Here is a 21,652-nt window from a genome sequence, read left to right on the forward strand (position 1 = left end):
ACACATGTCACGAGTACGCGGGTTCTCGGTCACACCCGGTCGACAGGGGAGTTCCGTCGGTCACTCTGTGTCGTTCACCGGGCACAGGCTTGATGATCAGCGCAGCGCCCGGTCCCCCCGGCGGCCCTCCCCGGTCGTCGCCGTGGTGCGCGCGGGGAGGTGCAACGCATGGCCGACCGAAGGCTCTGGTCCTACAAGGAGATCGCGGCGCACATCCGGGTGCAGCCGGACACCGTGCGGTCCTACCGCAAGCACGGGCTGCTGCCCCCGCCCGACCATGTCGAGGGCGGCAAGCCCTACTGGTACGCCGACACCGTCCGCGCCTGGGTCGCCTCCCGCCCCGGCAACCGCGGCCGCAGAGACGACTGACGCGCTCTCACGGACACGGTGCCGGGCAGCGGGCCTCGGGGGGAAGCGGTGGTGGGTGCTGAGCTGTCAGCTCCAGGGCTCGATGACCGTGACGCCCGCGCCCGGCGCCGTGTCCATCGCCGCCAGGGCCGCCGGAGCCGCGTCGAGCGTGATCGTCCGGGTCACCAGGAGATCCGGACGCAGCACGCCGGAGCGGACCAGGTGGAGCATGCCGGGGTAGGTGTGGGCGGCCATGCCGTGGCTGCCGAGGAGTTCCAGCTCCAGGGCTGTCGCGCGGGCCATCGGGACCGGGGTGGTGCCGTCGGGCGAGGGCAGCAGACCGACCTGGACGTGCCGGCCGCGACGGCGCAGGCCGTTCACGGAGGCCGCGCAGGTGGCGGGCGAGCCGAGCGCGTCGAGGGAGAGGTGGGCGCCGCCGCCGGTCAGCTCCCGGACGGCGGCGGCCGGGTCGGACACGCCGGTCGCGTCCAGGCACTCCGCGGCTCCGAACGTCCGCGCCAGCTCCAGCGCTCGAGGTGACACGTCGACCGCGACCACCCGGGCCCCCGAGGCCGCCGCGATCATCACGGCGGACAGGCCGACCCCGCCGCAACCGTGCACCGCGACCCACTCCCCGGCCGCCACCCGCCCCTGCTGCACCACCGCCCGGAACGCGGTGGCGAAGCGGCAGCCGAGGGCGGCGGCGGTGGCGTACGTCATGTCGTCCGGCAGCGCGACGAGATTGACGTCGGCGTGGTCGAGCGCCACGTACTCGGCGAAGGAGCCCCAGTGGTGGAAGCCGGGCTGGGTCTGCCGCTCGCACACCTGCTGGTCGCCCGCCGCGCAGGACGGGCAGCTGCCGCAGGCGCAGACGAACGGCACGGTGACCCGGTCGCCGGGCCGCCAGCCAGTCACCCGCGCGCCCACCGACTCGACCACACCGGCGAGTTCATGCCCCGGCACGTGCGGCAGCGTGATGTCCGGGTCGTGCCCCATCCAGCCGTGCCAGTCGCTGCGGCAGAGGCCGGTGGCCTCGACACGGACGACCACGCCATGGGGGGCGGGGCGGGGGTCGGGCACGTCCGTCACCTCGGCTGGGTCGCCGTACCGCTCGAAGACCACGGCTCGCATACACGCTCCTTCCGGGAACCTGTGCGAAGGCTAGGTCAGGGGAGAGGGTTCCCGGTCGCCACCGCTGAAAGTCGGTGTGACGACGACGAGTTCGTACGACCGCGTTCGTGCCACGATTCCGGTGGCGAACACCGTACGCGCGCGGCCCGGTTGCCGTCGGGAGAAGAGTCGCTTCGCCGTTCGAGACGTCACACATCCCGATGAAAAGCCGACGACACAGCGACCACTGCTCGCACACGGCTCCGCTCTGATCAAGCTGGTGTCTTCTGCGAAGGAGACGCCACCGTGCGAATTTCTGACATCCAGCGCTCCGAGGTCCGGCCGGGACGGCTCGTCGAGTGGACGTTCAGCCCGGCGACCATCACGGCGGCGTCAGCACTGCCGGCGGACCCGCGGCCGCCGGCGTACATCCAGGAGTCACACGTCAGAACGGCACGGTCGGTGCGCGCGGACGGACTGTTCGTACCGACGTGGCTGGGCACCGCGTTCGACCTGCCGGGCCGAGCCGACCTCGACGCACTCGAACAGGCGCTGCGCCGCTGGACGGTGCGGCACGAGACACTGCGCAGCGGCTTCCGGTGGGCGGGCGACGAACTGCGCCGGTTCACGCTCGCCGAGAAGGACGTGTCGCTGCGCCGCGAGGTGATCGGCGACTTCACCGACGCGAAGGCTCTGGTCCGGTACATGCAGGACCGGTTCGATGTGGCGGCGGACGCGCTCGGCTGGCCGAACCTCATCTACGCGGCCGTCGTCCGCGACGACTCCACCAGCGTGTACGCGGTGTTCGACCACACCAACGTCGACGCCTACTCCCTCCAGCGCATCCCGGAGGAAATCCACGAACTGTACACGGCGGACGTCACGGGCCAGCCCACCACCGGTACATCCGTGGGGAGTTATGTGGACTTCTGCGAACAGGAGCGGGCGGACGCGGACGGGATCGACGACACACACGCGATCGTCGCGCGCTGGCGAGAGTTCATCAGCCGGTGCGACGGGAGGCTTCCGGAGTTCCCCGTCGACCTCGGCCTGCGACCCGGCAGCACACTGCCGGCCCAGAAGCTGATGTGCGAGCCGCTCCTCGACGCGGGCGCGGCCGCCGCCTTCGAGGAGCGCTGCCGACCCCATGGCGGCAGCCTGGTGGGCCTCCTGGCCGCAACCAGTCTGATCGTCCACGAGCTCGGCGGTCAGCCGTACTACCGCACGGTCGTCCCGTTCCACACCCGGCTGAAGCCCGCTTGGTCAGATTCCGTGGGCTGGTACGTCGGCGGTGCGCCGATCGAGGTGCCCGCGACACGGGACTTCGACGACGCGCTCACCGCCGTCCGCGCCGAACTGCGGGCGAACCGCTCGCTTGCGCGCATCCCGCTGGCCCGCGTACTCCGCCTGCTCGGCGCGGACTTCCGCCCGACCTCACCCGACCTGTACTCGATCGTCTCGTACGTGGACGCCAGACTCACTCCCGGCTCGGCCCGCTGGACCGAGAGGAAGGCGTACGGGCTGATCCGGGTGTCGTACGGCGACCAGGTGTGCGTCTGGGTCAACAGGCTGCACGAAGGGCTGTGGCTCGCCTGCCGTTACCCGGACACCGACGTCGCCTGCAAGAACGTACGACGGTACGTCGAGGGACTGCGGGACCTGATCCTCTCCGCGTCGGCAGGAGACGGCCTCCGGGTCGCGGAGCCGGCTTACTTCTGACGCAACCACCCCTTCCCTGCCCCTCGTTGACGCTCGCGCTGCACTTCACCCGCACGAGCTCATGTGACCCGACGCCCGACACCGGGCGACAACGGCCCTGACCGGCCCAGGCATTGGCGAACGCCCGGTTCTCAGGCCCCTTGCCCCGCGTGACACAGGCGCCCGGCACAGAACACCCCGTTCGTTACTGCTAGTATCGGCTTGGTCACACTAGGCAACTAGCCTCAACGAACAAGCAAAGAACCGAGGGTTCCATGCGCAAGCTTCAGCAGGTCGTGATCGCAGCAGTGGCGGCCGGCGGCCTGTCGGCCATCGGCGCCGGCACCGCCATCGCCGACACCCCCGACGGAGGGCTGCAGGTCACCGACCTCTACCGCCCCTACCAGGAGTGCAGCCCGCAGACGGTGTCCGAGAACGACGTCCCGATCGCCGTCCTCGGTCTCGCTGACACCATGGACACCACCTGCGGCCAATACAACAGCGCTTTCACTGGCTGAGCCCGGCGGTCATCGCGCGCGACGCTCACGCGGGACCCTGCGAGGCCGACCCCGCAGGGTCCCGCTCCCCGGCCGGCCGCCCGAGCGTCGAAGACAGAGCCCGGCGCGGCCGGTGCCCGGGGCGCACGGTGCCCGACCACCCGGGCACCCCGACAGAGGGAAAACGCATCACATGTTCAGCACGAAGAAGATCGTGGCCGCCTCGGGGCTGCTCGGCAGCCTCACCCTGACCTGCGTCGGCGCCACCCAGGCGTACGCCGGAAGCGACCCGGGAACCTGCACCCGGGATCTCCTGGGCGGCCTCACCTGCACACAGCGGATCACGGGTGAGATTCCCGAAGACGGCGTCATCCCCCACCAGGAGAACTGCCAGAAGGTGGACCCCCTCACCCTGCCGGCCGCCCTGGGTAATGGCCAGACACGGCTCGGACCCGAGGTGACCTGCTCCCCCACCACAAGGGGAGTGCCCGAAAAGGCCGAGGGCCGGCCGGAGTCGCCCAGCCTGTGGCGTTGACCCCGGCAACCACAGCTCCCCGACCGACGCCTCACGGTGCCTCTACGGCATAAGAGGGATCGACGCGACATGTGGAGTGTAGATCCTGAATTATTACTCAACGTCCACATAAGCTCACGTTGAGTAGTCAGTCCAGGCACCGTGCCTGGGTCAGAAAGGGTCTAACATGCGTAAGTTTCAGCGCGCTGCGGTCGTAGCGGCGGCGGTTATGGGCCTGTCCACCCTCGGCGCCGGGGTCGGCTTCGCCCACGGCGGCGACGACTCGGCTCCGGAGGTCACCGCCGTGGCCAACTCCTCGGCGAACGCCGTGGCCGTCGGTGGCGGTTACTACGTGCAGCCGCAGGACAAGCACGAGGGCCAGCCGGAGGAGCAGAGGTACGCCGGGCCCGAGGAGGGCTACGGGGACCACGAGGGCGGGGACCACGAGGGCGGGGACCACCAGGGCGAGTAAAGACGTAACGGGGCGCATCCCCTCGGCGCCACGGCAACGGGCGCATCCGTTCGACGGTGTGCCGAGTGACACCCCATGACGAAGTCAGCCCGGACGCGCGGCAATCCAACGGCGCGCGTCCGGGCTGCCGCCATCCCGCCTACGCGTTCGGCTCGCCGCGCGCCCGGGCGCAGGATGATCTGTTCCGACCTTCTCGGCCCGGGCGCACGCCGGTCAATGGCACAAGCGCCCGGGCCTCTGTCGTAAAGGAAAGCAACACATGTTCAGTCTGCAGAAGATCGCCACCGTCTCGGGGCTCGTCGGCGGTCTCGCCCTGGTGTGCGTCGGCGCCGGCCACGCGTACGCGGACACGAATCCGGGTGACTGCAAGTCCACTGCGCAGGGAGGAACCGTCTGCGTCCGCAAGAGCGAGACCCGGACCGACAAGGATGGCACACACACCCTCAAGCAGGAGCAGAACTGCTCGACTGCGGACCGGCCGCGCGTGGTGTTCCCGGAGGACGAACTGACGGGCAGTGGGTCCGCCGACGTGGGGCAGGTTGTGGACTGCTCCAACAGGGCGGAGCTGCCCAAGGGCTTCAAGAAGCCGCACATCGAGCTCTGAGGAATACCGGAGACTGCCGGGCCGGAGCGACCCCGGTCCGGCGTTTCGTTTCCGCGGACGTACACTGGCCCGCCAATACGGCCGCATATTCGCCGGGCAAAGAAAAATTCCCGGAACCCTGGCCGATGGCCGGGGTTCCGGGAATTGCTGTCCGCTCTACTGGCCGCCGCCGAAGCTGTTGTTGCAACCCATCGTCGAGCCGATGTGGGTGGCCTGGGCTCCCGGGTTGCCCTCGCCGTTCAGCAGGTTGCCGCCCAGGCCGTTGCCGATACCGACCTCGCCGAGGATGTCGAGGTTCAGGTCGTGCGACGAACAGGTGCTGCTCTGCTTGACGTCGAATTTGTCGCCGCCCTTGCCCCAGCCCTGGTCGGCGTGGGCAGCGCCGGCGCCCAGGAGCCCGACGCTCCCGATTGCGGCGAAGAGGACGGCAGCCATGCGAAGCTTGTGCATGTCATCTCCCGTGAAGTGAGGGTGGATGCGATCTACGAGAGACCGACTTTCGTGCGTTCACGAAGACTGGTACGTCGTTGCGGAAAGCCTGCAACGCGCCGAATGCGAGCGGCTCTCGCCGCCGCGGAGGGCCTGTCGGCGGGTGCGAATGGTCCCGGCACCCTGCTTGATACTCGGCTGCCGGGACCGTTGATCATCCGACGTCTGTCGCGCCGGACAGGACTCTCAGAGGGCGCTGTTGTTGCAGCCCATCGTCGAGCCGATGTTGGTGGCCTGGGCGCCCGGGTTGCCTTCGCCGTTGAGGCCGTTGCCCAGCACGCCGTCGAGCAGGCCGACCTCGCCGAGGATGTCGAGGTTCAGGTCGTGCGACTTGCACTGCGAGCTCTGCGTGATCTTGAACCTGTCGCCGTGGTCACCGTCCTTGCCGCCACCCTGGCCCGCGTGGGCCGTGCCGCTCACGAGTCCGATGGTGCCGAGCGCGGCGACCAGGACGGCAACGTTGCGAAGCTTGCGCATGTCATCTCCGAGTGGATGTGGGTGAGTTCGATCTGTGCTCGATCGACTCGTCTCAGTTACGGGAGACTAATACGAAATACCCCAAAACGGACATCAACGCGCCGAATTCGTGAGTCCGCGACAGCAATGACCCGAAAGGCCGTATCAGGTAGCGCTACTGCCGCATCGCGGTGGCGCTGGCGAGGGAGTTCGCCTGACTGTTGGCCTGAGTGCACTCGACGCCGTGCGTCTCCGACGCCGCGAGCAGAGCGACCGGGATGTTCGCGTCGAGCAGCGTCTGCGGGCTGCACTCCTGGTACGGACGGAACAGGTTGTTCTGGTGGACCGGGGCGCCCTGTTGCGACTGCGGCGCCTGCGGGGTGACTTGCGGACTGATCTGCGGGTTCAACTGCGGGTTGATCTGCGGGGCGACTTCGGTGCCCCGCTGGGGGGGCGCCTGCCGCAGTGCCGGTGAACCGTACGTCTGCGCGGTCGCCTGAGATGAGGTGGCCGCGGCGGCCTGGGCGTCCGGCTGTGAAACGGGCGGCGGCACAGCCCCGTTGTAGGCGGGAGTGGCGGCGGAACTTGGGCCGGCGCCGACGGCGGACAGACCACCGGCTGCTGCGACGACGAGCGCGACTTGCTGAAGCTTGCGCATGGAATCCTCGGCCCTTCTCGACCTGTGCACGGAACCTGGTGAATTGCTGATGCGGCAGCACAGTTGTCGCTGTTCTTGCTGCCCTCTCTGCGGCGGCGATGGAGCATCGCGCTTGGCTCCTGAGGAACGAGGTGGGAGCGGACTCAGATACGGGCGCCCCCCAGGGGTCACCCATTTGACCCAAAGGCGCGTGGACCCAGACGTAATGCCGCCCGTCGGAGCAAACGGGTGACGGCTCTCAAGAACCGTGACCACAGCGAGGAGTGGTCGTTCCAACGGGGAGAGGGGCAGCGGCCGTCAACCCGAACAGAGGTGAGTGGATTCGCTGTCGGCTCCGCCGCGAAGTCCGCGTGCTGCTCAGCATCACCGCTGCTGACCGTGCAGTGCGAATAACCGCACCCGCCGCACGCGTGACCGCGCTGAAGGCAACGTTTCAGGTATCGAAGGGCCGAGGGTTTCATGCGCAAGCTTCACAAGGCCGCGCTCGTTGTAGCGGCGGCCGGCGGTCTGTCCGCCATCGGCGTCGGCGTCAGCCATGCCGACACGCTCGTCGGACCTGGCGGTCCCGCTCCGGCGCCGGCTCCCGAGTATCCCGCTTACCAGGCCCCGCCTCCCCAGTACGCACAGCCCGCACCGGCCCCTCAGCAGGCCCCGCCTCCCCAGTACGCACAGCCCGCACCGGCTCCCCAGCAGGCGCCACCTCAGTACGCACAGCCCGCACCCCAGCAGGCCCCGCCTCCCCAGTACGCGCAACCCGCACCGGCTCCCCAGCAGGCGCCACCTCAGTACGCACAACCCGCACCCCAGCAGGCCCCGCCTCCCCAGTACGCACAACCCGCACCGGCTCCCCAGTACGCACAGCCCGCACCCCAGCAGGCCCCGCCTCAGTACGCGCAGCCGGCGCCGCAACAGCAGACCGGCTACGCCACGGCCTCTGCCACGTCGCTCGGGACGGCACAGGCCTCCTCCACGCCTTACCCGCAGCAGGCCGCTCCCCCGCAGCCGGTCCAAGCCGCTCCCCCGCAGCGGGCGCAGGTGGTGCCCCAGGTCATGCCGCAGGTCATGCCGCAGGTCGCCCCTCAGGTGGCGGTGCCCCAGGCGTTCGCCCCGGAACCTCCGGCGCACGTCGCCCCGCAGGTGAACCCCCAGGTGAACCCTCAGATCAACCCGCTCCTCAACCCGCAGATCACGCCGGGGAGCGTGCCGGAACTGGCTCCGGTCGGCCTCGGGCAGGTCGCGGCGCCACCCGTCGGCCAGCTGGGGCTTCCCCGGCTCGGCTGACAGCCTCACCGAAATCCCGACCCGATCTGGTGCAGATCGCGTCCCCTCAACCAACGGAGAACCCATGCGCACGTTTCACAAGGCGGTCCTCGTGGGCGCCATCCTCGGCAGTGTCGGCTCCTTCGGCGGCAACGCCGCGTTCGCACACGGTGAGCCGGGCCACGACCTCGACATCACGCAGGGCATCGAGTGCCGCTCGCACGACATGAACATCGAGGTGATCGGCAGCATCGGTGCGATCACCGGCCTGGCGGGCAACCTGCTGAACGGTGAAGGCAACCCCGGCGCGCAGCAGAGCCACCTCGGCTCGGACATGGGCTGCAACAGCCAGGCGCTCTGACGGCCTCGCCGCCCTCTGCCCCGGGCACGCACAGACCATTCCGTCGAGACCACGCCAGTGCCATCGCGTGTGGCGTGTCTCGTGGTCTGAGCGTGCCCTTTCCCACGCATGGACGCCGCCGACCGGACCGCTGCTCGGCCGGCGGCCGGATGCCCTCGCGTGTCCCGAACGCCCGCGACCGCCGTTGGCCCGACGGGGATCCGCCTTCGCGCTCCGCGTGCACGTGATTCCCGACGGCCCATCCGCAATCCCGGCGGCCGCGTTCCGCGGTTGCCCGGGACCGCTCAGGGAACGCGGTGCTGTCGTGTACGACAACCGACAGGCTGCTGCGGGGACCGGTCTGCCCGGACCGGCCGGAACACGCCAGGGCCCCGGAAGTTCTTCGCATGACTTCCGGGGCCCTGACCGAAGGGAACGCACCCCTTCAACGACACGGCGCACCTTGAGTCACGCGCCGGTTCCTCCCGCCCTCCGCAGCCTGCCGGCTGGTGGGCCGGAGGGGAGCGCGGGCCTGTGCCCGCCGACCGCTCGTCCCACTCTCGATTCCGCCCCAAGGGGTCTCCGGCCGGTGGCCGGTCAGCCAGTGGGACAGCGGACGCTTCGTGAGGGGCCGCGTGGGCACACGCGGCCCTCGGTCCCGCAGGACAGGGCCGGCGCCCGTCGGTGACTCGGGCACCGGCCCCGGGGGGGCACGTCGCCGGTTCGGCACTGCGGGTCCGGGAGAGGGCACAGTGGGCCCGCAGCACTGGTCCGAACCGGGGCGCACCGGCGGACGTGGGGGCCGCCTCAGCGGACGTGGCCCCCACTGAAGCGGCGGTACAGGATCCCACCCGTGACGATGAGCGCGACGCTGCCCGCAAGAGCGGGGGCCGTGAGGTCCGCTCCGGTGTGGGCCAGCGAGGACGCCACGGGGCGCGGGGCGGGGTGGGACCGGGCGGAAGCCGGGGGCTTGGGGGCCCGGGGCTTGGGGACCGCGGAGTGCGGGGCCGGAATCGGGTGGTGGCCGGATTCGTTGACCGAGTGGTTGCCGAAGACCGGGTTGCCCACACCGACCACGTTGACGCTGTTCCCGGAGACGTTCACCGGCAGGTCGATCGGGAGCTGGAGGCCGTTGCCCGACAGCAGCCCGGGCGAGTCCGCGGTGCTGCCGTGGGCCGACGCCCCACCGGACGCGACCGATGCGCCGCTGTCGCCGGCGCCGCGGGCCTTCGCCGCGCCGCTGGTCCCGGCAACGACGGCCTTCGCCGTACCGTTCTTCCCGGCACCTGCGGTCTTCGCCGCACCGCCGTTCACACAGGTGTTGCCCGCGGCCGGATTGAGCAGCCCCACCACGTCGGCGGTGTTGCCGCAGATGTTCACCGGCACGTGCACCGGGACCTGGACGTTGTTGCCGGAGAGCACACCGGGCGAGCCGGCCGCCGTTGCCTCGGCACCGGCCCCGTCGGCCGCGAAGGCGGCGGACACCGGGAACGCCACGACCATCGCGCCGGACGCGGCGGCGACGGCGAACACACCGTTTCGGGTAGTCCGTCTCATTGGTTTCCTGCCTTCCTGACATCATCGCGGGCACTCACCCGCACCCACATAAAACGGACGTGCCCCTTGCGGAGTTATGGCGTGACGCTCGCGAGTTGTTCCGGGCGGGCCTCCGGCCGGGCCCCGCGCACAGCGAGTCGTGACGATTCATACCCCCTAGGGGTATACTGTGGCCAAGTCGGGGATCCCCCAGGGACCCCACTGGCCCCGAACACCTCTACGAGGAGCAACGATGACCGCTCAGACCGACACCACGGGCCCCGTCACCACCGTCTACAAGGTGACCGGCATGAGCTGCGGCCACTGCGAGGGCTCCGTCTCCGGCGAGATCTCCCAGATCCCGGGCGTCAGCTCGGTGAAGGCCGTCGCGTCGACCGGCGAGGTGACCGTCGTCTCCGAGGCCCCGCTGGACGAGGAGGCCGTGCGCGCCGCCGTCGACGAGGCCGGTTTCGAGCTGGCCGGCCAGGCCTGAGGAAGACCCTCCGTTTCCCCGACCCGGGCCCTGCCGACCAGCTGATACTGGATCCGTACGGCCCGGTCCGATGTCTGGAGTCCGGACATGACCAGCACCACCGCAGAGACAGCCCCGGCCACGGGCACGACCTCCGAGGTCGAACTGCTCATCGGCGGGATGACCTGCGCCTCCTGCGCCGCCCGGGTGGAGAAGAAGCTCAACCGGATGGACGGCGTCAGCGCCACCGTCAACTTCGCCACCGAGAAGGCCAAGGTCGCCTTCGACGACGGCGTCCAGGTCGCCGACCTGATCGCCACCGTGGAGAAGACCGGCTACACCGCCGAAGAGCCCCCACCACCGCGGCCCGCGCCCGAAGCGGAACCGGAAACCCCCGCACCGGACGCCGAACTGGGCGCCCTGCGCCACCGCCTGCTCGTCTCCGCGCTGCTCGCCGCCCCCGTGGTCCTGCTCTCGATGATCCCGGCGCTCCAGTTCGACAACTGGCAGTGGCTCTCGCTCACCCTCGCCGCGCCGGTCGTCGTCTGGGGCGGCGCCCCCTTCCACCGGGCCGCCTGGACCAACCTCCGGCACGGCGCCGCCACCATGGACACCCTCGTCTCGGTCGGCACGCTGGCCGCGTTCGGCTGGTCGCTGTGGGCGCTGTTCTTCGGCGACGCGGGCATGCCCGGCATGCACGACGAGTTCCGCCTCACCGTCTCCCGCATGGACGGCGCCTCCACGATCTACCTGGAGGTCGCCGCCGGAGTCGTCGCGCTGATCCTGCTCGGCCGCTACCTGGAGGCCCGCTCCAAGCGCCGCGCGGGCGCCGCCCTGAAGGTTCTGATGGAGCTGGGCGCCAAGGACGTGGCGGTGCTGCGGGAGGGCCGCGAGGTGCGCGTCCCCGTGTCGTCCCTGGCCGTCGGCGACCGGTTCGTCGTCCGGCCCGGCGAGAAGATCGCCACCGACGGCACGGTCGTGGAGGGCGTCTCCGCGGTGGACGCCTCCATGCTGACCGGCGAGTCGGTGCCGGTGGACGTCGGTCCCGGCGACCGGGTCACCGGCGCCACGGTGAACGCGGGCGGCCGGCTGGTCGTGGAGGCCACCCGGGTCGGCGCGGACACCCAGCTCGCCCGGATGGCGAGGCTGGTCGAGGACGCGCAGAACGGCAAGGCCGAGGTGCAGCGGCTCGCCGACCGGATCTCCGCCGTCTTCGTGCCCGTGGTCATCCTCATCGCGGTCGGCACGTTCGGCGTCTGGCTGGGTGTCACCGGCGACACCGTGGCCGCGTTCACGGCCGCCGTCGCCGTCCTGATCATCGCCTGCCCCTGCGCGCTGGGCCTCGCCACGCCGACCGCGCTGATGGTCGGCACCGGGCGCGGCGCCCAGCTCGGCATCCTGATCAAGGGCCCTGAGGTGCTGGAGTCCACGCGCCGGGTGGACACGGTCGTCCTGGACAAGACCGGCACGGTCACCACCGGCCGGATGAGCCTCCAGGCGGTGTACGCCGCCGAGGGCGAGGACGAGAAGGAGCTGCTGCGGCTCGCCGGCGCCCTGGAGCACGCCTCCGAGCACCCCGTGGCCCGCGCCGTCGCCGCCGGCGCCGAGGAACACGCGGGAGCCCTGCCGCCGGTCGAGCACTTCGAGAACGTGCCCGGTCGGGGCGTACGCGGGCGGGTGGACGGCCGTGAGGTGGCCGTGGGGCGCCTCTACGACGACCTTCCGCAGGAGTTGGCCCGCGCGGCCCGCGAGGCCGAGCAGGAGGGGCGTACGGCCGTCGTGGCGGGCTGGGACGGGCGGGCCCGCGGGGTCCTCGCCGTCGCCGACACGGTCAAGGAGACCAGCGCCGCGGCGGTCCGCGAACTGCGCGCGCTGGGGCTCACGCCGGTGCTGCTCACCGGGGACAACCGGACGGTCGCCGAGGCGGTCGCGCGCACGGTCGGCATCGACTCCGCGCACGTCTTCGCCGAGGTGCTGCCCGAGGACAAGGTGGATGTCGTACGACGGCTCCAGCGCGAGGGGCGGTCCGTGGCCATGGTCGGCGACGGCGTGAACGACGCCGCCGCGCTCGCCACGGCGGACCTGGGTCTGGCCATGGGCACCGGCACGGACGCGGCGATCGAGGCCGGCGATCTGACACTGGTGCGCGGGGATCTGCGAGTGGCCGCGGACGCGATCCGGCTGTCCCGGCGGACGCTGGCCACCATCAAGGGAAACCTGGTGTGGGCCTTCGGCTACAACGTCGCCGCGCTGCCACTGGCCGCCGCCGGGCTGCTCAACCCGATGATCGCGGGCGCGGCGATGGCCTTCTCCTCGGTGTTCGTCGTGACCAACAGTCTGCGGCTGCGGGCCTTCCGGTGAGGCGGTGGCAATTGCCGGGGCCGATGTCCCAGTCCCCCTAGAGTCCGGCGCGAGCCTCACATAAGCTCTTCACAAGGCTCGCGCATCATCCTTACGCTTGAGCCCCGATCGCCGTATCGGGGCTCTTGCGCACCTAAAGGACATATGCAAGAGACGCAGATCACAGTGATGCGAACGTAACCATCGAAGGGGTTCGAAGGTCTAAGTTGGCGATGTCAGACCAGCGTCTTGGGGGGCGCTGACTGACATCTGGGGATGTCTTGGGGGACTTCCTCAGAGATGCGTTGCCGGGGCACGCACACCGGGAAGCTTTGAGCGGCCCTTCCGGCGTGCGTTGTCCCGGCAGATCGCACCGCATCACTGGAGCAGGCCGAGTTTTGCTCGTTCTGCTCACAGACAGCGATTCAGGCGCTGTCCTCTCCGAGCGCCCGGCCGGATCCCGTGGGGGGAATCCGCACCGGGACATGGGAAGGCGCCCTGGTCGTCGGCCCGTGGGGGGACCGGCGTCTCAGGGCGCCTTCCGCTTTTTCCGTTCTCACCACCGGCCCGGAGCCCGCCTACCGGCTCGGAGCCCGCCTCACCAACGGCTCGGGGCCCGCCCGGACGGACAGGCCCCTCCACTCAGTGGGTTCAGCGCTCCTCGACCGGCACGAAGTCGCGCTCCACCACGCCCGTGTAGATCTGGCGCGGGCGGCCGATGCGGGAGCCCGGCTCCTTGATCATCTCGGTCCACTGGGCGATCCAGCCCGGCAGGCGGCCGAGGGCGAACAGGACCGTGAACATCTCGGTCGGGAAGCCCATGGCCCGGTAGATCAGACCGGTGTAGAAGTCCACGTTCGGGTACAGCTTGCGCTCGACGAAGTAGTCGTCGGACAGCGCGTGCTCCTCCAGCTTCAGGGCGATGTCGAGGAGCTCGTCCTCCTTGCCCAGCGCGGAGAGCACGTCGTGCGCGGCGGCCTTGATGATCTTGGCGCGCGGGTCGAAGTTCTTGTAGACCCGGTGGCCGAAGCCCATCAGCCGGACGCCGTCCTCCTTGTTCTTCACCTTGCGGATGAAGGTGTCGACGTCGGAGCCCGAGTCGCGGATGCCCTCCAGCATCTCCAGCACGGACTGGTTGGCACCGCCGTGCAGCGGGCCCCACAGGGCGCTGATGCCGGCCGAGATCGACGCGAACATGTTGGCCTGCGAGGAACCGACCAGGCGGACCGTGGAGGTCGAACAGTTCTGCTCGTGGTCGGCGTGCAGGATCAGCAGCTTGTCCAGCGCGGCGACGACGACCGGGTCCAGCTCGAACTCCTGCGCCGGCACCGAGAAGGTCATCCGCAGGAAGTTCTCGACGTAACCGAGGTCGTTGCGCGGGTAGACGAACGGGTGGCCGATCGACTTCTTGTACGCGTACGCCGCGATCGTCGGCAGCTTGGCGAGCAGCCGGATCGTGGAGAGGTCGCGCTGCGTCTCGTCGAAGGGATTGTGGCTGTCCTGGTAGAAGGTGGACAGCGCCGAGACGACCGAGGACAGCATGGCCATCGGGTGGGCGTCGCGCGGGAAGCCCTTGTAGAAGTTCTTGACGTCCTCGTGCAGCAGCGTGTGCCGCGTGACGTCGTTCTTGAACGCCGTCAGCTGGTCGACGGTGGGCAGCTCGCCGTTGATCAGCAGATACGCCACCTCAAGGAAGGTGGAGCGCTCGGCCAGCTGCTCGATGGGGTAGCCGCGGTAGCGGAGGATGCCCGCCTCGCCGTCGAGGTAGGTGATCGCGGATTTATAGGCGGCGGTGTTGCCGTAGCCGCTGTCCAGAGTCACCAGACCGGTCTGGGCGCGGAGCTTCCCGATGTCGAAGCCCTTGTCACCGACGGTGCTGTCGACCACCGGGTAGGTGTACTCGCCGTCGCCGTACCGCAGTACTACAGAGTTGTCGCTCACGTCTTCCCTCACCGACGTAGTGCCTCATCTTCGAGGTGCCCTGACTGTCTCTACCATCCCCCATTTGGCTCAGGAGAGTGCACTCGGGGTCGACCATTGGGCCTATTGGCGGCACTCAGTGCCGTCAATCTGCTCATCCTGCCCCCTCGGAGGGGCAACTGGAAGTGCTCTGTGACCTTCACGACTCATTTGATCGATCATTTTTGCCTTCGAGCCCGGATCAGGGCCGCCACCGTGACTTCCGGGCCACGGCCCGTGACTTCAGGCGCCGCCGCGGCATGACTTCAGGGGCCGCTGCCCGGGGTTCAGGCCCCCAGCCTGAAGTCCAGGGCCGTGAACCGCCGCCCGGCCGACACCGTGCGCACCGCCTGCCCGATCGCCTTGCGTGAACCGACGAGGACGACCAGCTGACGGGCCCGGGTGACCGCCGTGTAGAGCAGGTTCCGCTGGAGCATCATCCATGCTCCCGTGGTGACGGGAATCACCACGGCGGGATATTCACTGCCCTGCGAACGGTGAATGGTCACCGCGTACGCATGGGCCAGTTCGTCCAGTTCGTCGAATTCGTACGGAACCTCCTCATCCTCGTCCGTCAGCACGGTCAGGCGCTGGTCGACCGGATCGAGCGAGGTGACGACGCCCACGGTGCCGTTGAAGACACCGTTCTTCCCTTTCTCGTAATTGTTACGAATCTGGGTGACCTTGTCGCCGACACGGAAGACCCGGCCACCGAACCGCTTCTCCGGCAGATCCGGCCGCCCGGGCGTGATGGCCTGCTGGAGCAGCCCGTTGAGCGCGCCCGCACCGGCCGGCCCCCGGTGCATCGGCGCGAGCACCTGTACGTCCCGGCGCGGGTCCAGCCCGAACTTGGCGGGAATCCGCCGCGCGGCCACGTCCACGGTGAGCCGGCCGGCGGCCTCCGTGTCGTCCTCCACGAAGAGGAAGAAGTCCTTCATCCCGTCGGTGAGCGGATGCTGTCCCGCGTTGATCCGGTGCGCGTTGGTGACGACACCGGACTGCTGGGCCTGCCGGAAGACCCGGGTGAGCCGGACGGCCGGGACGGGACTGCCGTCGGCGAGCAGGTCGCGGAGAACCTCGCCCGCGCCGACGCTGGGCAACTGGTCCACGTCTCCGACGAAGAGCAGATGGGCCCCCGGCGGTACGGCTTTCACCAGTTTGTTGGCGAGCAGCAGGTCCAGCATGGAGGCCTCGTCCACGACCACCAGGTCGGCGTCGAGCGGCCGGTCCCGGTCATAGGCCGCGTCCCCGCCGGGCTTCAGCTCCAGCAGCCGGTGCACGGTGGAGGCCTCGGCACCGGTCAGCTCGGCCAGCCGCTTGGCGGCCCGGCCGGTCGGGGCGGCGAGCAGCACCTTGGCGCGCCGGGCCCGGGCCAGCTCCACGATCGAGCGCACGGTGAACGACTTGCCGCAGCCGGGCCCGCCGGTGAGGACGGCGACCTTCTCGGTCAGCGCGAGCCTCACGGCGGCCTCCTGCTCGGGCGCGAGGTCGGCACCGGTGCGGGATCTCAGCCATCCGAGCGCCTTGCCCCAGTCGACGTCCCGGAACCCCGGCATCCGGTCCTGGTCCGTGCGCAGCAGCCGCAGCAGCTGGGCGGAGAGGGAGAGTTCGGCACGGTGGAAGGGGACGAGGTACACGGCACTGACAGGCTCGTCACCGCCGTCGGGCCCGGGCACCTTCTCCCGTACGACCCCCGGATCGCCTCCGTCCTCCGGCACCTGACCCAGCTCGCCCAGACACTCGATGACCAGCCCGGTGTCGACCTGGAGGAGCTTCACGGCATCGGCGATCAGCCGCTCCTCCGGCAGAAAACAGTGCCCTTGGTCGGCGGACTGCGACAGCGCGTACTGCAAGCCGGCCTTCACGCGCTCGGGACTGTCGTGGGGGATGCCGACCGACTGGGCGATCTTGTCGGCGGTGAGGAAGCCGATGCCCCAGACGTCGGCGGCGAGCTGGTAGGGGCGTTCCTTCACGACGGAGATCGACGTGTCGCCGTACTTCTTGTAGATCCGCACGGCGATGGAGGTGGACACCTCGACGGTCTGGAGGAAGAGCATGACCTCCTTGATCGCCTTCTGCTCCTCCCACGCGTCGGCGATCTTCCTGGTGCGTTTGGGGCCGAGGCCGGGGACCTCGACGAGGCGCTTGGGTTCCTCCTCGATGATCCTCAGGGTGTCGACGCCGAAGTGCTGGGTGATGCGGTCGGCGAAGACCGGCCCGATGCCCTTGACCAGCCCGGACCCCAGATAGCGCCGGATGCCCTGGACGGTGGCCGGCAGCACGGTCGTGTAGTTCTCCACATGGAACTGCTTGCCGTACTGCGGATGCGACCCCCAGCGGCCCTCCATCCGGAGGGACTCCCCGACCTGGGCACCGAGCAGCGCGCCGACCACCGTGAGGAGATCCCCGGCGCCTCTGCCGGTGTCGACCCGGGCCACCGTGTACCCGTTCTCCTCGTTGGCGTACGTGATCCGCTCCAGCACGCCTTCGACCACGGCAAGACGCCGTTCGCCGGTCTGGGTCCCCGCCTGTTGAGCCATGATCCGACGGTACCTGTGGGGTCTGACACCGGCGCACCGGTACGGCCCCTGCCCACGGCCCTGAGCGGCCGGCTCCCAGCGGCCAACTCCTCCATGAGCGCGAGGCTTTGCACCAGAACGGTGACACTCCGGGCAGGGGCGACCTGGCCTCGTCAGCCACTAGAGTGACGGGCGCCCCGCACCCCTGATCCTTGTAGCGACAGGAGCCCGGACTCATGACCGGCTATGTGATGGCTGCCACCGATGCCGGCGGCGAGCGACTCGGGGAACGCGTCGTCCCCACGGCTCCCACGCTCGGCGAAGCCGCCGCATACGGCGACAGTCACCGGACGAACTACGTCTCGGTCCGCCATGGGCACGACGACATCACCCTCTACGGGAGAGACGCCTCCGGCACCTGGTCGGTCCTCGTCACCAACGCCCCCGCCCCCGTCGTCGTGGAAATACGCCGCCGGCACGATGCCCTGTCCCGGCCGGAGCCGGCCTGGGACGGCAGCCCACAGGTCGGCTACGAGTACGACCCCGTCCCCGAAGACGATGAAGACGATTACGTGTTGACCGCCATCGACGTGAGCGGACAGCCGTTCGGGGAACGCGTCGGCTCCACGGCGCCCACGCTCGCCGAGGCGGCCGAACTCGGCGATCTCCACGAGGCGGACTACGTCGTGGCCGGCCGGGACGACGGTGACGTGGTCACGCTCTACGGACGGGACGCCGGCGGCTCCTGGTCGGTGATCGCGGCCGACGTCGATGTCGAGACGGCCGAGGAGGTCTGCCTCTGGTTCGACCTCACGCAGCACTACCGGGGCCGGTCGTCGGCCGGCACCGACCCCGGCGGCCAGGCCGGCCACCCTCTCGACCACGTCGCGAGGCCCGAGGGCGGCCCGATCGCCGCAGCACAGGCGATCTCCCTGGTCGTGGAGCGGATACGGGCACGCCGCCTGGACTACCCCACGCAGGGTCTGGCGGCGGACCGCTTCGAAGCGGGCTGGAGCGTGTACGCGCCGGTGGACGTCGACGAGAGCGATCCGATGGCGTTCCTGGACATGCCGGTGGGCCGGTCGGTGTTCCTGGTGAGCGACGTCGGGCGGGTCAAGGAGATATCCAGCTCGATCCCCCCGCGGCAGGCGGAGGAGATGTTCACCGCCGAAGAGGCGTACGTTCGCCGCGCCCTCGCCGAGGAACGGTTCATGACCGACCTCAGGGACGAGGTCATGCGGCTCGACTCCGCGGCGGAGGGCTCCGCGGGCATCAGCTCGTTCTCCGTCGACGCCCCCACCGAGGAGGTGGTCGCGGCCAGGGCGTCCCGGCTGCTCGGCCCGATCGCGCAGCAACTGGCCCTGCTCGGCCCGCCGGGGTGGGACCGCTTCTCGGCGGCCTTCTCCTTCACGGTCTCCGGCGAGGTCGCTCAGCTGCGGTTCCGGGCCGGGAACCGGAGCACCGAGGTTCGGGTGCCCGAGCAGATAGCCGTACTGGTCCGCCGGCAGCGGCACCTCGCCGCACGAATGCCGGCCGGCCCGTGGTGGCGCCTGGTGCTCACCGTCAGCCACAGCGCGGGAACGAACGCCCGGATCACCACGGACTACGACTACGGCGACCAGCCCTTCCCCGACGACCACCTGCTGGCGCCCGAACGCTACCGCGACGACCTGGCCGCCTACCCACGCGCCCACACACCGGCATGGCTCTCCGCATACGTCGCCGGCGCCGACGGCGACGCCGGGGCCGGCCCCGCGACCCGCACGGCACCGCAGGCCACCGGTGCGACGACGCGGCCGTCCGATCCCCGGCCGGACCGGACGGCGCCATCGAGCCCGGCGCAGCCCGGCCCGGTGCCGGTCCTCGATACACAGGTCCGCCGCAAACGTCTCTACGCCGACCCACGGACGATCACTTTCGGCAGGCACTCGCTCGCGCTCGACCAGGTTGAGTGGGTCAGTTACACGGCGACCCACACCGCCACCAAGCGGTTCCTGTACCCGACGACCCACGACAACGCATGGGACTTCGCGGTGGGCAGGTACCCGTACTACGGCGGGCCCGCGGTTCGCGTGCACTTCTCCCAGGCAGGCCGCCGAGCCGACCAGCCCGAGGAGTGGACGTTCCTGGTGAACCTCGCCAGGCAGTACCTGGAGCCCCGGTTGCTCACCGAGCTGGTCGCCCAGGTCCGCCGTGGTGAGACCGTCACGGTCGGCGGCAGCGTGAAGGTGAACCAGGGCGGCATCGCGTGTGCCAAGCCCCGGCTCTCCCTGCCCTGGGAGTCGATCAGCGGTACGCGACCGTACAACGGCATGATCTACGTCTATCAGGCGGGCGCCGAGAAGCCGGTGCTGACCGTACCTCTGAGCCACCCCAACGCGGCGCTGATCCCGGACCTCCTCACCGCCCTCAGGCCGTGACGCCCGAGCACCAGCCCTCGCTTGACGCGCCTGGCGGCGGCCTGGGTGCCTAGGAGTGGAGGTACGGGGGCGTCTTCAGGGCTTCGAGGAAGGTGGTGAAGGCGGGGGTGGGGAAGGTGAGGGTGGCTCGGGCGGGGGCTTTTGAGTCGCGGATGGAGGTGTGGGTGGGGGTGGTGGCTATCTCCACGCAGTCGTCGCCCTCGCCGTCGCCGGAGTAGGACGACTTTCGCCAGTCGCTCGGGGCGGTCATGCTGTGCCTCACAGTTCTTTCGCCAGCTGATGGATGAGGTCACGCGACTGTTTGGGCTCCAGCGCCATGGCTTTCACCTGCTGGAACCGCGCGCGGTACGTGGCCAGTTGGTCTTCGGCGTCGATGTACACCGCACCGGTGGGGCCGTCACGGATCACTGTGTCCAGTTTGGTCACGCTGCCACCGAGGTAAGCCATCGAACTGCTGCCGCCAGAGAAACCCTCCCGATCGAACGGGATGACCCGCACGCTGATGTGATCCGCTTCGGAAAGCTCCAGGATGTAGGCGAGTTGGTCTCGTGCCGCGGTCCGGGTGCCGACCATGATCCGTAGCGCTGCCTCGTGGATCACCGCGTCGAAGGGGGCGGGCGAGGGACCCTCGAAAATCACGCGCCGCGCCATGCGGTGGCGCACGCGCAGCTCCAGTTCCTCCTCGGTGAGTTCGGGGACTCTGGTGGCGTAGACGGCGCGGGCGTAGTCGGCCGTCTGTAGCAGGCCCGGCACGAACACGATGACCACGTTGTACTGAAAACGGGAGTGGTGATCCAGCTCCGACAGGTTCAGGAACGGCGTCGGGAGCAGACCCCGGTACTCCTCCCACCAGCCACGTGTCCTGTCGGTCGCCATCGCCACCAGGGCGTCGATGAACTCCTCGTCCGTGCAGGCGTAGTGGGATGCGAGGCGGCGCAACCGCTTCTCGCTCACACCCGCGAGGCCGGTCTCTTCCCTCTTGCGGTGCTCTCGGCGATGACACACGGGCGGGGGCCCCGGGCGGCGGCCATACTGGAATCCCTGGCATCCGCCCTGCGGACCATCGTCCCCGACAGTGCCGCGGTCTTCGTGCAGTTCGTCGACTCATGCCTGGCCGATCCCCAGGCGACGCAGATGTGGAGGGATTTGATGACGGCGATCCAGTACTTCTGGCGACACCCCCTGGCCGAACAGGTACGGGAAGAAGGGCGGGAGCAGGGGCTGGAAGAAGGCTTGGAACAGGGGCTGGAACAAGGCCGGGCCGAGGCCAAGGCCGAGATGGTGCTTCATATCCTGGAATGGCGCGGCATCCCGGTGCCCGACACCGTCCGCGAACGGGTGAACGCCTGCACAGACCTCGACCAGCTGGAGACCTGGGCCCAGCGAGCCGTACACGCAGCGGACGCGACGGAGCTGTTCACCGAGGAGTGAGCACGTGACCCTTGGGCCGCTCGCTTCCCGGCCAGTGTCGTGCTTCCACGGGCCGCGTCAAGGGCGCTGCGCGTCGCCTTCGGCGATGGGCCTCCGGCCCACCCTCGACCCGACCCGCTCCAGCACGAGGGAGAAGCGAGCGAGCGGCCCGGAACAGCGGTGGCCCCGACCGGTAACGGGCCCTCGGGTCAGCTGCGCCCACACCCGGCGCTAGGGGTACGCATCGGCGCCTCGCCAGCACGCCGGGCCGGCTAAGCGGCGAACGGCAGGTGGGGGCGGAGGGGCGCACTCGCGTCTCGCCTGCACGCCGGGTGGGCTTAGCGACTTACGGCCGGTGGGCGGGGCGCGGACGCGTCTCGCCAGCACGCCGGGCCGGCTTGGCGGCGAGCGGTGGGTGGGGGCGGAGGGGCGCACTCGCGCCTCGCCTGCACACCGGGTGGGCTTAGCGACTTACGGCCGGTGGGCGGGGCGCGGACGCGTCTCGCCAGCACGCCGGGCCGGCTTGGCGGCGAGCGGTGGGTGGGGGCGG

Annotated in this window: 20 protein-coding genes and 1 pseudogene; 12 read left to right on the forward strand and 9 right to left on the reverse strand. The window is 70.0% G+C overall.

Going from position 1 to position 21,652, the window contains the following annotated elements; genetic code table 11:
- The first annotated feature begins 168 nt into the window (after positions 1-168).
- A complete protein-coding gene (locus ACZ4WH_RS24810) occupies positions 169-369 on the forward strand; it encodes a helix-turn-helix transcriptional regulator (protein ID WP_030993109.1) in 201 nt (66 codons plus the stop codon).
- A gap of 66 nt (positions 370-435) precedes the next feature.
- Here ACZ4WH_RS24810 and ACZ4WH_RS24815 read toward each other — a convergent pair whose 3' ends face one another.
- Entirely contained in the window at positions 436-1,479 is a 1,044-nt protein-coding gene (locus tag ACZ4WH_RS24815) for a zinc-dependent alcohol dehydrogenase family protein (RefSeq protein WP_468184068.1), read from the reverse strand.
- A 285-nt stretch (positions 1,480-1,764) separates the two neighbouring features.
- Between ACZ4WH_RS24815 and ACZ4WH_RS24820 the strand changes: the two genes are divergently transcribed.
- From ACZ4WH_RS24820 to ACZ4WH_RS24840, 5 genes are all read left to right on the forward strand, one after another.
- Positions 1,765-3,177, forward strand: coding sequence for a condensation domain-containing protein (locus tag ACZ4WH_RS24820; RefSeq protein ID WP_468184070.1), 1,413 nt, complete (start codon positions 1,765-1,767; stop codon positions 3,175-3,177).
- A 254-nt stretch (positions 3,178-3,431) separates the two neighbouring features.
- Positions 3,432-3,674 carry a hypothetical protein gene (locus ACZ4WH_RS24825; RefSeq protein WP_468184073.1) on the forward strand — a complete coding sequence of 81 codons (243 nt, stop codon included), beginning with the start codon at positions 3,432-3,434 and terminating at the stop codon, positions 3,672-3,674.
- A gap of 172 nt (positions 3,675-3,846) precedes the next feature.
- Complete coding sequence (locus ACZ4WH_RS24830) at positions 3,847-4,188, forward strand: hypothetical protein (protein WP_468184076.1); 342 nt, start codon at positions 3,847-3,849, stop codon at positions 4,186-4,188.
- A 166-nt stretch (positions 4,189-4,354) separates the two neighbouring features.
- Positions 4,355-4,639, forward strand: a complete 285-nt coding sequence (locus ACZ4WH_RS24835) for a hypothetical protein (protein WP_468184078.1) — start codon at positions 4,355-4,357, stop codon at positions 4,637-4,639.
- A gap of 259 nt (positions 4,640-4,898) precedes the next feature.
- Complete coding sequence (locus tag ACZ4WH_RS24840) at positions 4,899-5,243, forward strand: hypothetical protein (RefSeq protein WP_468184081.1); 345 nt, start codon at positions 4,899-4,901, stop codon at positions 5,241-5,243.
- A 156-nt stretch (positions 5,244-5,399) separates the two neighbouring features.
- Here the strand turns inward: ACZ4WH_RS24840 and ACZ4WH_RS24845 are convergent, their stop codons facing one another.
- From ACZ4WH_RS24845 to ACZ4WH_RS24855, 3 genes are all read right to left on the reverse strand, one after another.
- Positions 5,400-5,693, reverse strand: coding sequence for a hypothetical protein (locus ACZ4WH_RS24845; protein ID WP_468184083.1), 294 nt, complete (start codon positions 5,691-5,693; stop codon positions 5,400-5,402).
- Between the two features lie 225 nt (positions 5,694-5,918).
- Complete coding sequence (locus ACZ4WH_RS24850; RefSeq protein WP_468184085.1) at positions 5,919-6,209, reverse strand: hypothetical protein; 291 nt, start codon at positions 6,207-6,209, stop codon at positions 5,919-5,921.
- A 154-nt stretch (positions 6,210-6,363) separates the two neighbouring features.
- Positions 6,364-6,846, reverse strand: coding sequence for a hypothetical protein (locus tag ACZ4WH_RS24855; RefSeq protein WP_468184088.1), 483 nt, complete (start codon positions 6,844-6,846; stop codon positions 6,364-6,366).
- Positions 6,847-7,305: 459 nt separating this feature from the next.
- Between ACZ4WH_RS24855 and ACZ4WH_RS24860 the strand changes: the two genes are divergently transcribed.
- Positions 7,306-8,127 carry a hypothetical protein gene (locus ACZ4WH_RS24860; protein ID WP_468184090.1) on the forward strand — a complete coding sequence of 274 codons (822 nt, stop codon included), beginning with the start codon at positions 7,306-7,308 and terminating at the stop codon, positions 8,125-8,127.
- Positions 8,128-8,191: 64 nt separating this feature from the next.
- Positions 8,192-8,467, forward strand: a complete 276-nt coding sequence (locus ACZ4WH_RS24865) for a hypothetical protein (RefSeq protein WP_030650680.1) — start codon at positions 8,192-8,194, stop codon at positions 8,465-8,467.
- 786 nt (positions 8,468-9,253) lie between these two features.
- Here the strand turns inward: ACZ4WH_RS24865 and ACZ4WH_RS24870 are convergent.
- Positions 9,254-10,003: a chaplin gene (locus ACZ4WH_RS24870; RefSeq protein WP_468184093.1), complete on the reverse strand. Its 750-nt coding sequence runs from the start codon at positions 10,001-10,003 to the stop codon at positions 9,254-9,256.
- Between the two features lie 232 nt (positions 10,004-10,235).
- On the opposite strand from ACZ4WH_RS24870, the gene ACZ4WH_RS24875 reads away from it, so the two are divergent.
- A complete protein-coding gene (locus tag ACZ4WH_RS24875; RefSeq protein WP_103810267.1) occupies positions 10,236-10,475 on the forward strand; it encodes a heavy-metal-associated domain-containing protein in 240 nt (79 codons plus the stop codon).
- Positions 10,476-10,562: 87 nt separating this feature from the next.
- A complete protein-coding gene (locus ACZ4WH_RS24880; RefSeq protein WP_468184096.1) occupies positions 10,563-12,815 on the forward strand; it encodes a heavy metal translocating P-type ATPase in 2,253 nt (750 codons plus the stop codon).
- Between the two features lie 630 nt (positions 12,816-13,445).
- Here ACZ4WH_RS24880 and ACZ4WH_RS24885 read toward each other — a convergent pair.
- Both ACZ4WH_RS24885 and recD2 read right to left on the reverse strand, forming a co-directional pair.
- Positions 13,446-14,735, reverse strand: coding sequence for a citrate synthase (locus tag ACZ4WH_RS24885; RefSeq protein WP_468184099.1), 1,290 nt, complete (start codon positions 14,733-14,735; stop codon positions 13,446-13,448).
- Between the two features lie 305 nt (positions 14,736-15,040).
- Positions 15,041-17,293, reverse strand: coding sequence for an SF1B family DNA helicase RecD2 (recD2, locus tag ACZ4WH_RS24890; protein ID WP_468184102.1), 2,253 nt, complete (start codon positions 17,291-17,293; stop codon positions 15,041-15,043).
- Positions 17,294-17,508: 215 nt separating this feature from the next.
- Here recD2 and ACZ4WH_RS24895 point away from each other — a divergent pair, with 215 nt between their 5' ends.
- Positions 17,509-19,692 carry a hypothetical protein gene (locus ACZ4WH_RS24895; RefSeq protein WP_468184105.1) on the forward strand — a complete coding sequence of 728 codons (2,184 nt, stop codon included), beginning with the start codon at positions 17,509-17,511 and terminating at the stop codon, positions 19,690-19,692.
- Between the two features lie 49 nt (positions 19,693-19,741).
- Here the strand turns inward: ACZ4WH_RS24895 and ACZ4WH_RS24900 are convergent, their stop codons facing one another.
- Together ACZ4WH_RS24900 and ACZ4WH_RS24905 are read right to left on the reverse strand one after the other, a co-directional pair.
- Positions 19,742-19,942 carry a DUF397 domain-containing protein gene (locus ACZ4WH_RS24900; RefSeq protein ID WP_468184107.1) on the reverse strand — a complete coding sequence of 67 codons (201 nt, stop codon included), beginning with the start codon at positions 19,940-19,942 and terminating at the stop codon, positions 19,742-19,744.
- 8 nt (positions 19,943-19,950) lie between these two features.
- Positions 19,951-20,697, reverse strand: a complete 747-nt coding sequence (locus ACZ4WH_RS24905; protein WP_468184110.1) for a DUF5753 domain-containing protein — start codon at positions 20,695-20,697, stop codon at positions 19,951-19,953.
- Between ACZ4WH_RS24905 and ACZ4WH_RS24910 the strand changes: the two are divergent.
- Positions 20,578-21,123 (forward strand): annotated as a pseudogene (locus tag ACZ4WH_RS24910) (hypothetical protein); the annotation flags it as partial. The gene ACZ4WH_RS24905 and the pseudogene ACZ4WH_RS24910 overlap by 120 nt on opposite strands.
- Positions 21,124-21,652 lie beyond the last annotated feature (529 nt).

The sequence above is a fragment of the Streptomyces sp. NPDC029138 genome, assembly GCF_055564375.1.

Coding starts and splice junctions, on each gene's coding strand:
- ACZ4WH_RS24855 (WP_468184088.1), bottom strand. CDS start 6,846: ATGCGCAAGCTTCAGCAAGTCGCGCTCGTCGTCGCAGCAGCCGGTGGT.
- ACZ4WH_RS24875 (WP_103810267.1), top strand. CDS start 10,236: ATGACCGCTCAGACCGACACCACGGGCCCCGTCACCACCGTCTACAAG.
- ACZ4WH_RS24850 (WP_468184085.1), bottom strand. CDS start 6,209: ATGCGCAAGCTTCGCAACGTTGCCGTCCTGGTCGCCGCGCTCGGCACC.
- ACZ4WH_RS24835 (WP_468184078.1), top strand. CDS start 4,355: ATGCGTAAGTTTCAGCGCGCTGCGGTCGTAGCGGCGGCGGTTATGGGC.
- ACZ4WH_RS24840 (WP_468184081.1), top strand. CDS start 4,899: ATGTTCAGTCTGCAGAAGATCGCCACCGTCTCGGGGCTCGTCGGCGGT.
- ACZ4WH_RS24880 (WP_468184096.1), top strand. CDS start 10,563: ATGACCAGCACCACCGCAGAGACAGCCCCGGCCACGGGCACGACCTCC.
- ACZ4WH_RS24845 (WP_468184083.1), bottom strand. CDS start 5,693: ATGCACAAGCTTCGCATGGCTGCCGTCCTCTTCGCCGCAATCGGGAGC.
- ACZ4WH_RS24900 (WP_468184107.1), bottom strand. CDS start 19,942: ATGACCGCCCCGAGCGACTGGCGAAAGTCGTCCTACTCCGGCGACGGC.
- ACZ4WH_RS24860 (WP_468184090.1), top strand. CDS start 7,306: ATGCGCAAGCTTCACAAGGCCGCGCTCGTTGTAGCGGCGGCCGGCGGT.
- ACZ4WH_RS24825 (WP_468184073.1), top strand. CDS start 3,432: ATGCGCAAGCTTCAGCAGGTCGTGATCGCAGCAGTGGCGGCCGGCGGC.
- ACZ4WH_RS24830 (WP_468184076.1), top strand. CDS start 3,847: ATGTTCAGCACGAAGAAGATCGTGGCCGCCTCGGGGCTGCTCGGCAGC.
- recD2 (WP_468184102.1), bottom strand. CDS start 17,293: ATGGCTCAACAGGCGGGGACCCAGACCGGCGAACGGCGTCTTGCCGTG.
- ACZ4WH_RS24810 (WP_030993109.1), top strand. CDS start 169: ATGGCCGACCGAAGGCTCTGGTCCTACAAGGAGATCGCGGCGCACATC.
- ACZ4WH_RS24815 (WP_468184068.1), bottom strand. CDS start 1,479: ATGCGAGCCGTGGTCTTCGAGCGGTACGGCGACCCAGCCGAGGTGACG.
- ACZ4WH_RS24895 (WP_468184105.1), top strand. CDS start 17,509: ATGACCGGCTATGTGATGGCTGCCACCGATGCCGGCGGCGAGCGACTC.
- ACZ4WH_RS24865 (WP_030650680.1), top strand. CDS start 8,192: ATGCGCACGTTTCACAAGGCGGTCCTCGTGGGCGCCATCCTCGGCAGT.
- ACZ4WH_RS24870 (WP_468184093.1), bottom strand. CDS start 10,003: ATGAGACGGACTACCCGAAACGGTGTGTTCGCCGTCGCCGCCGCGTCC.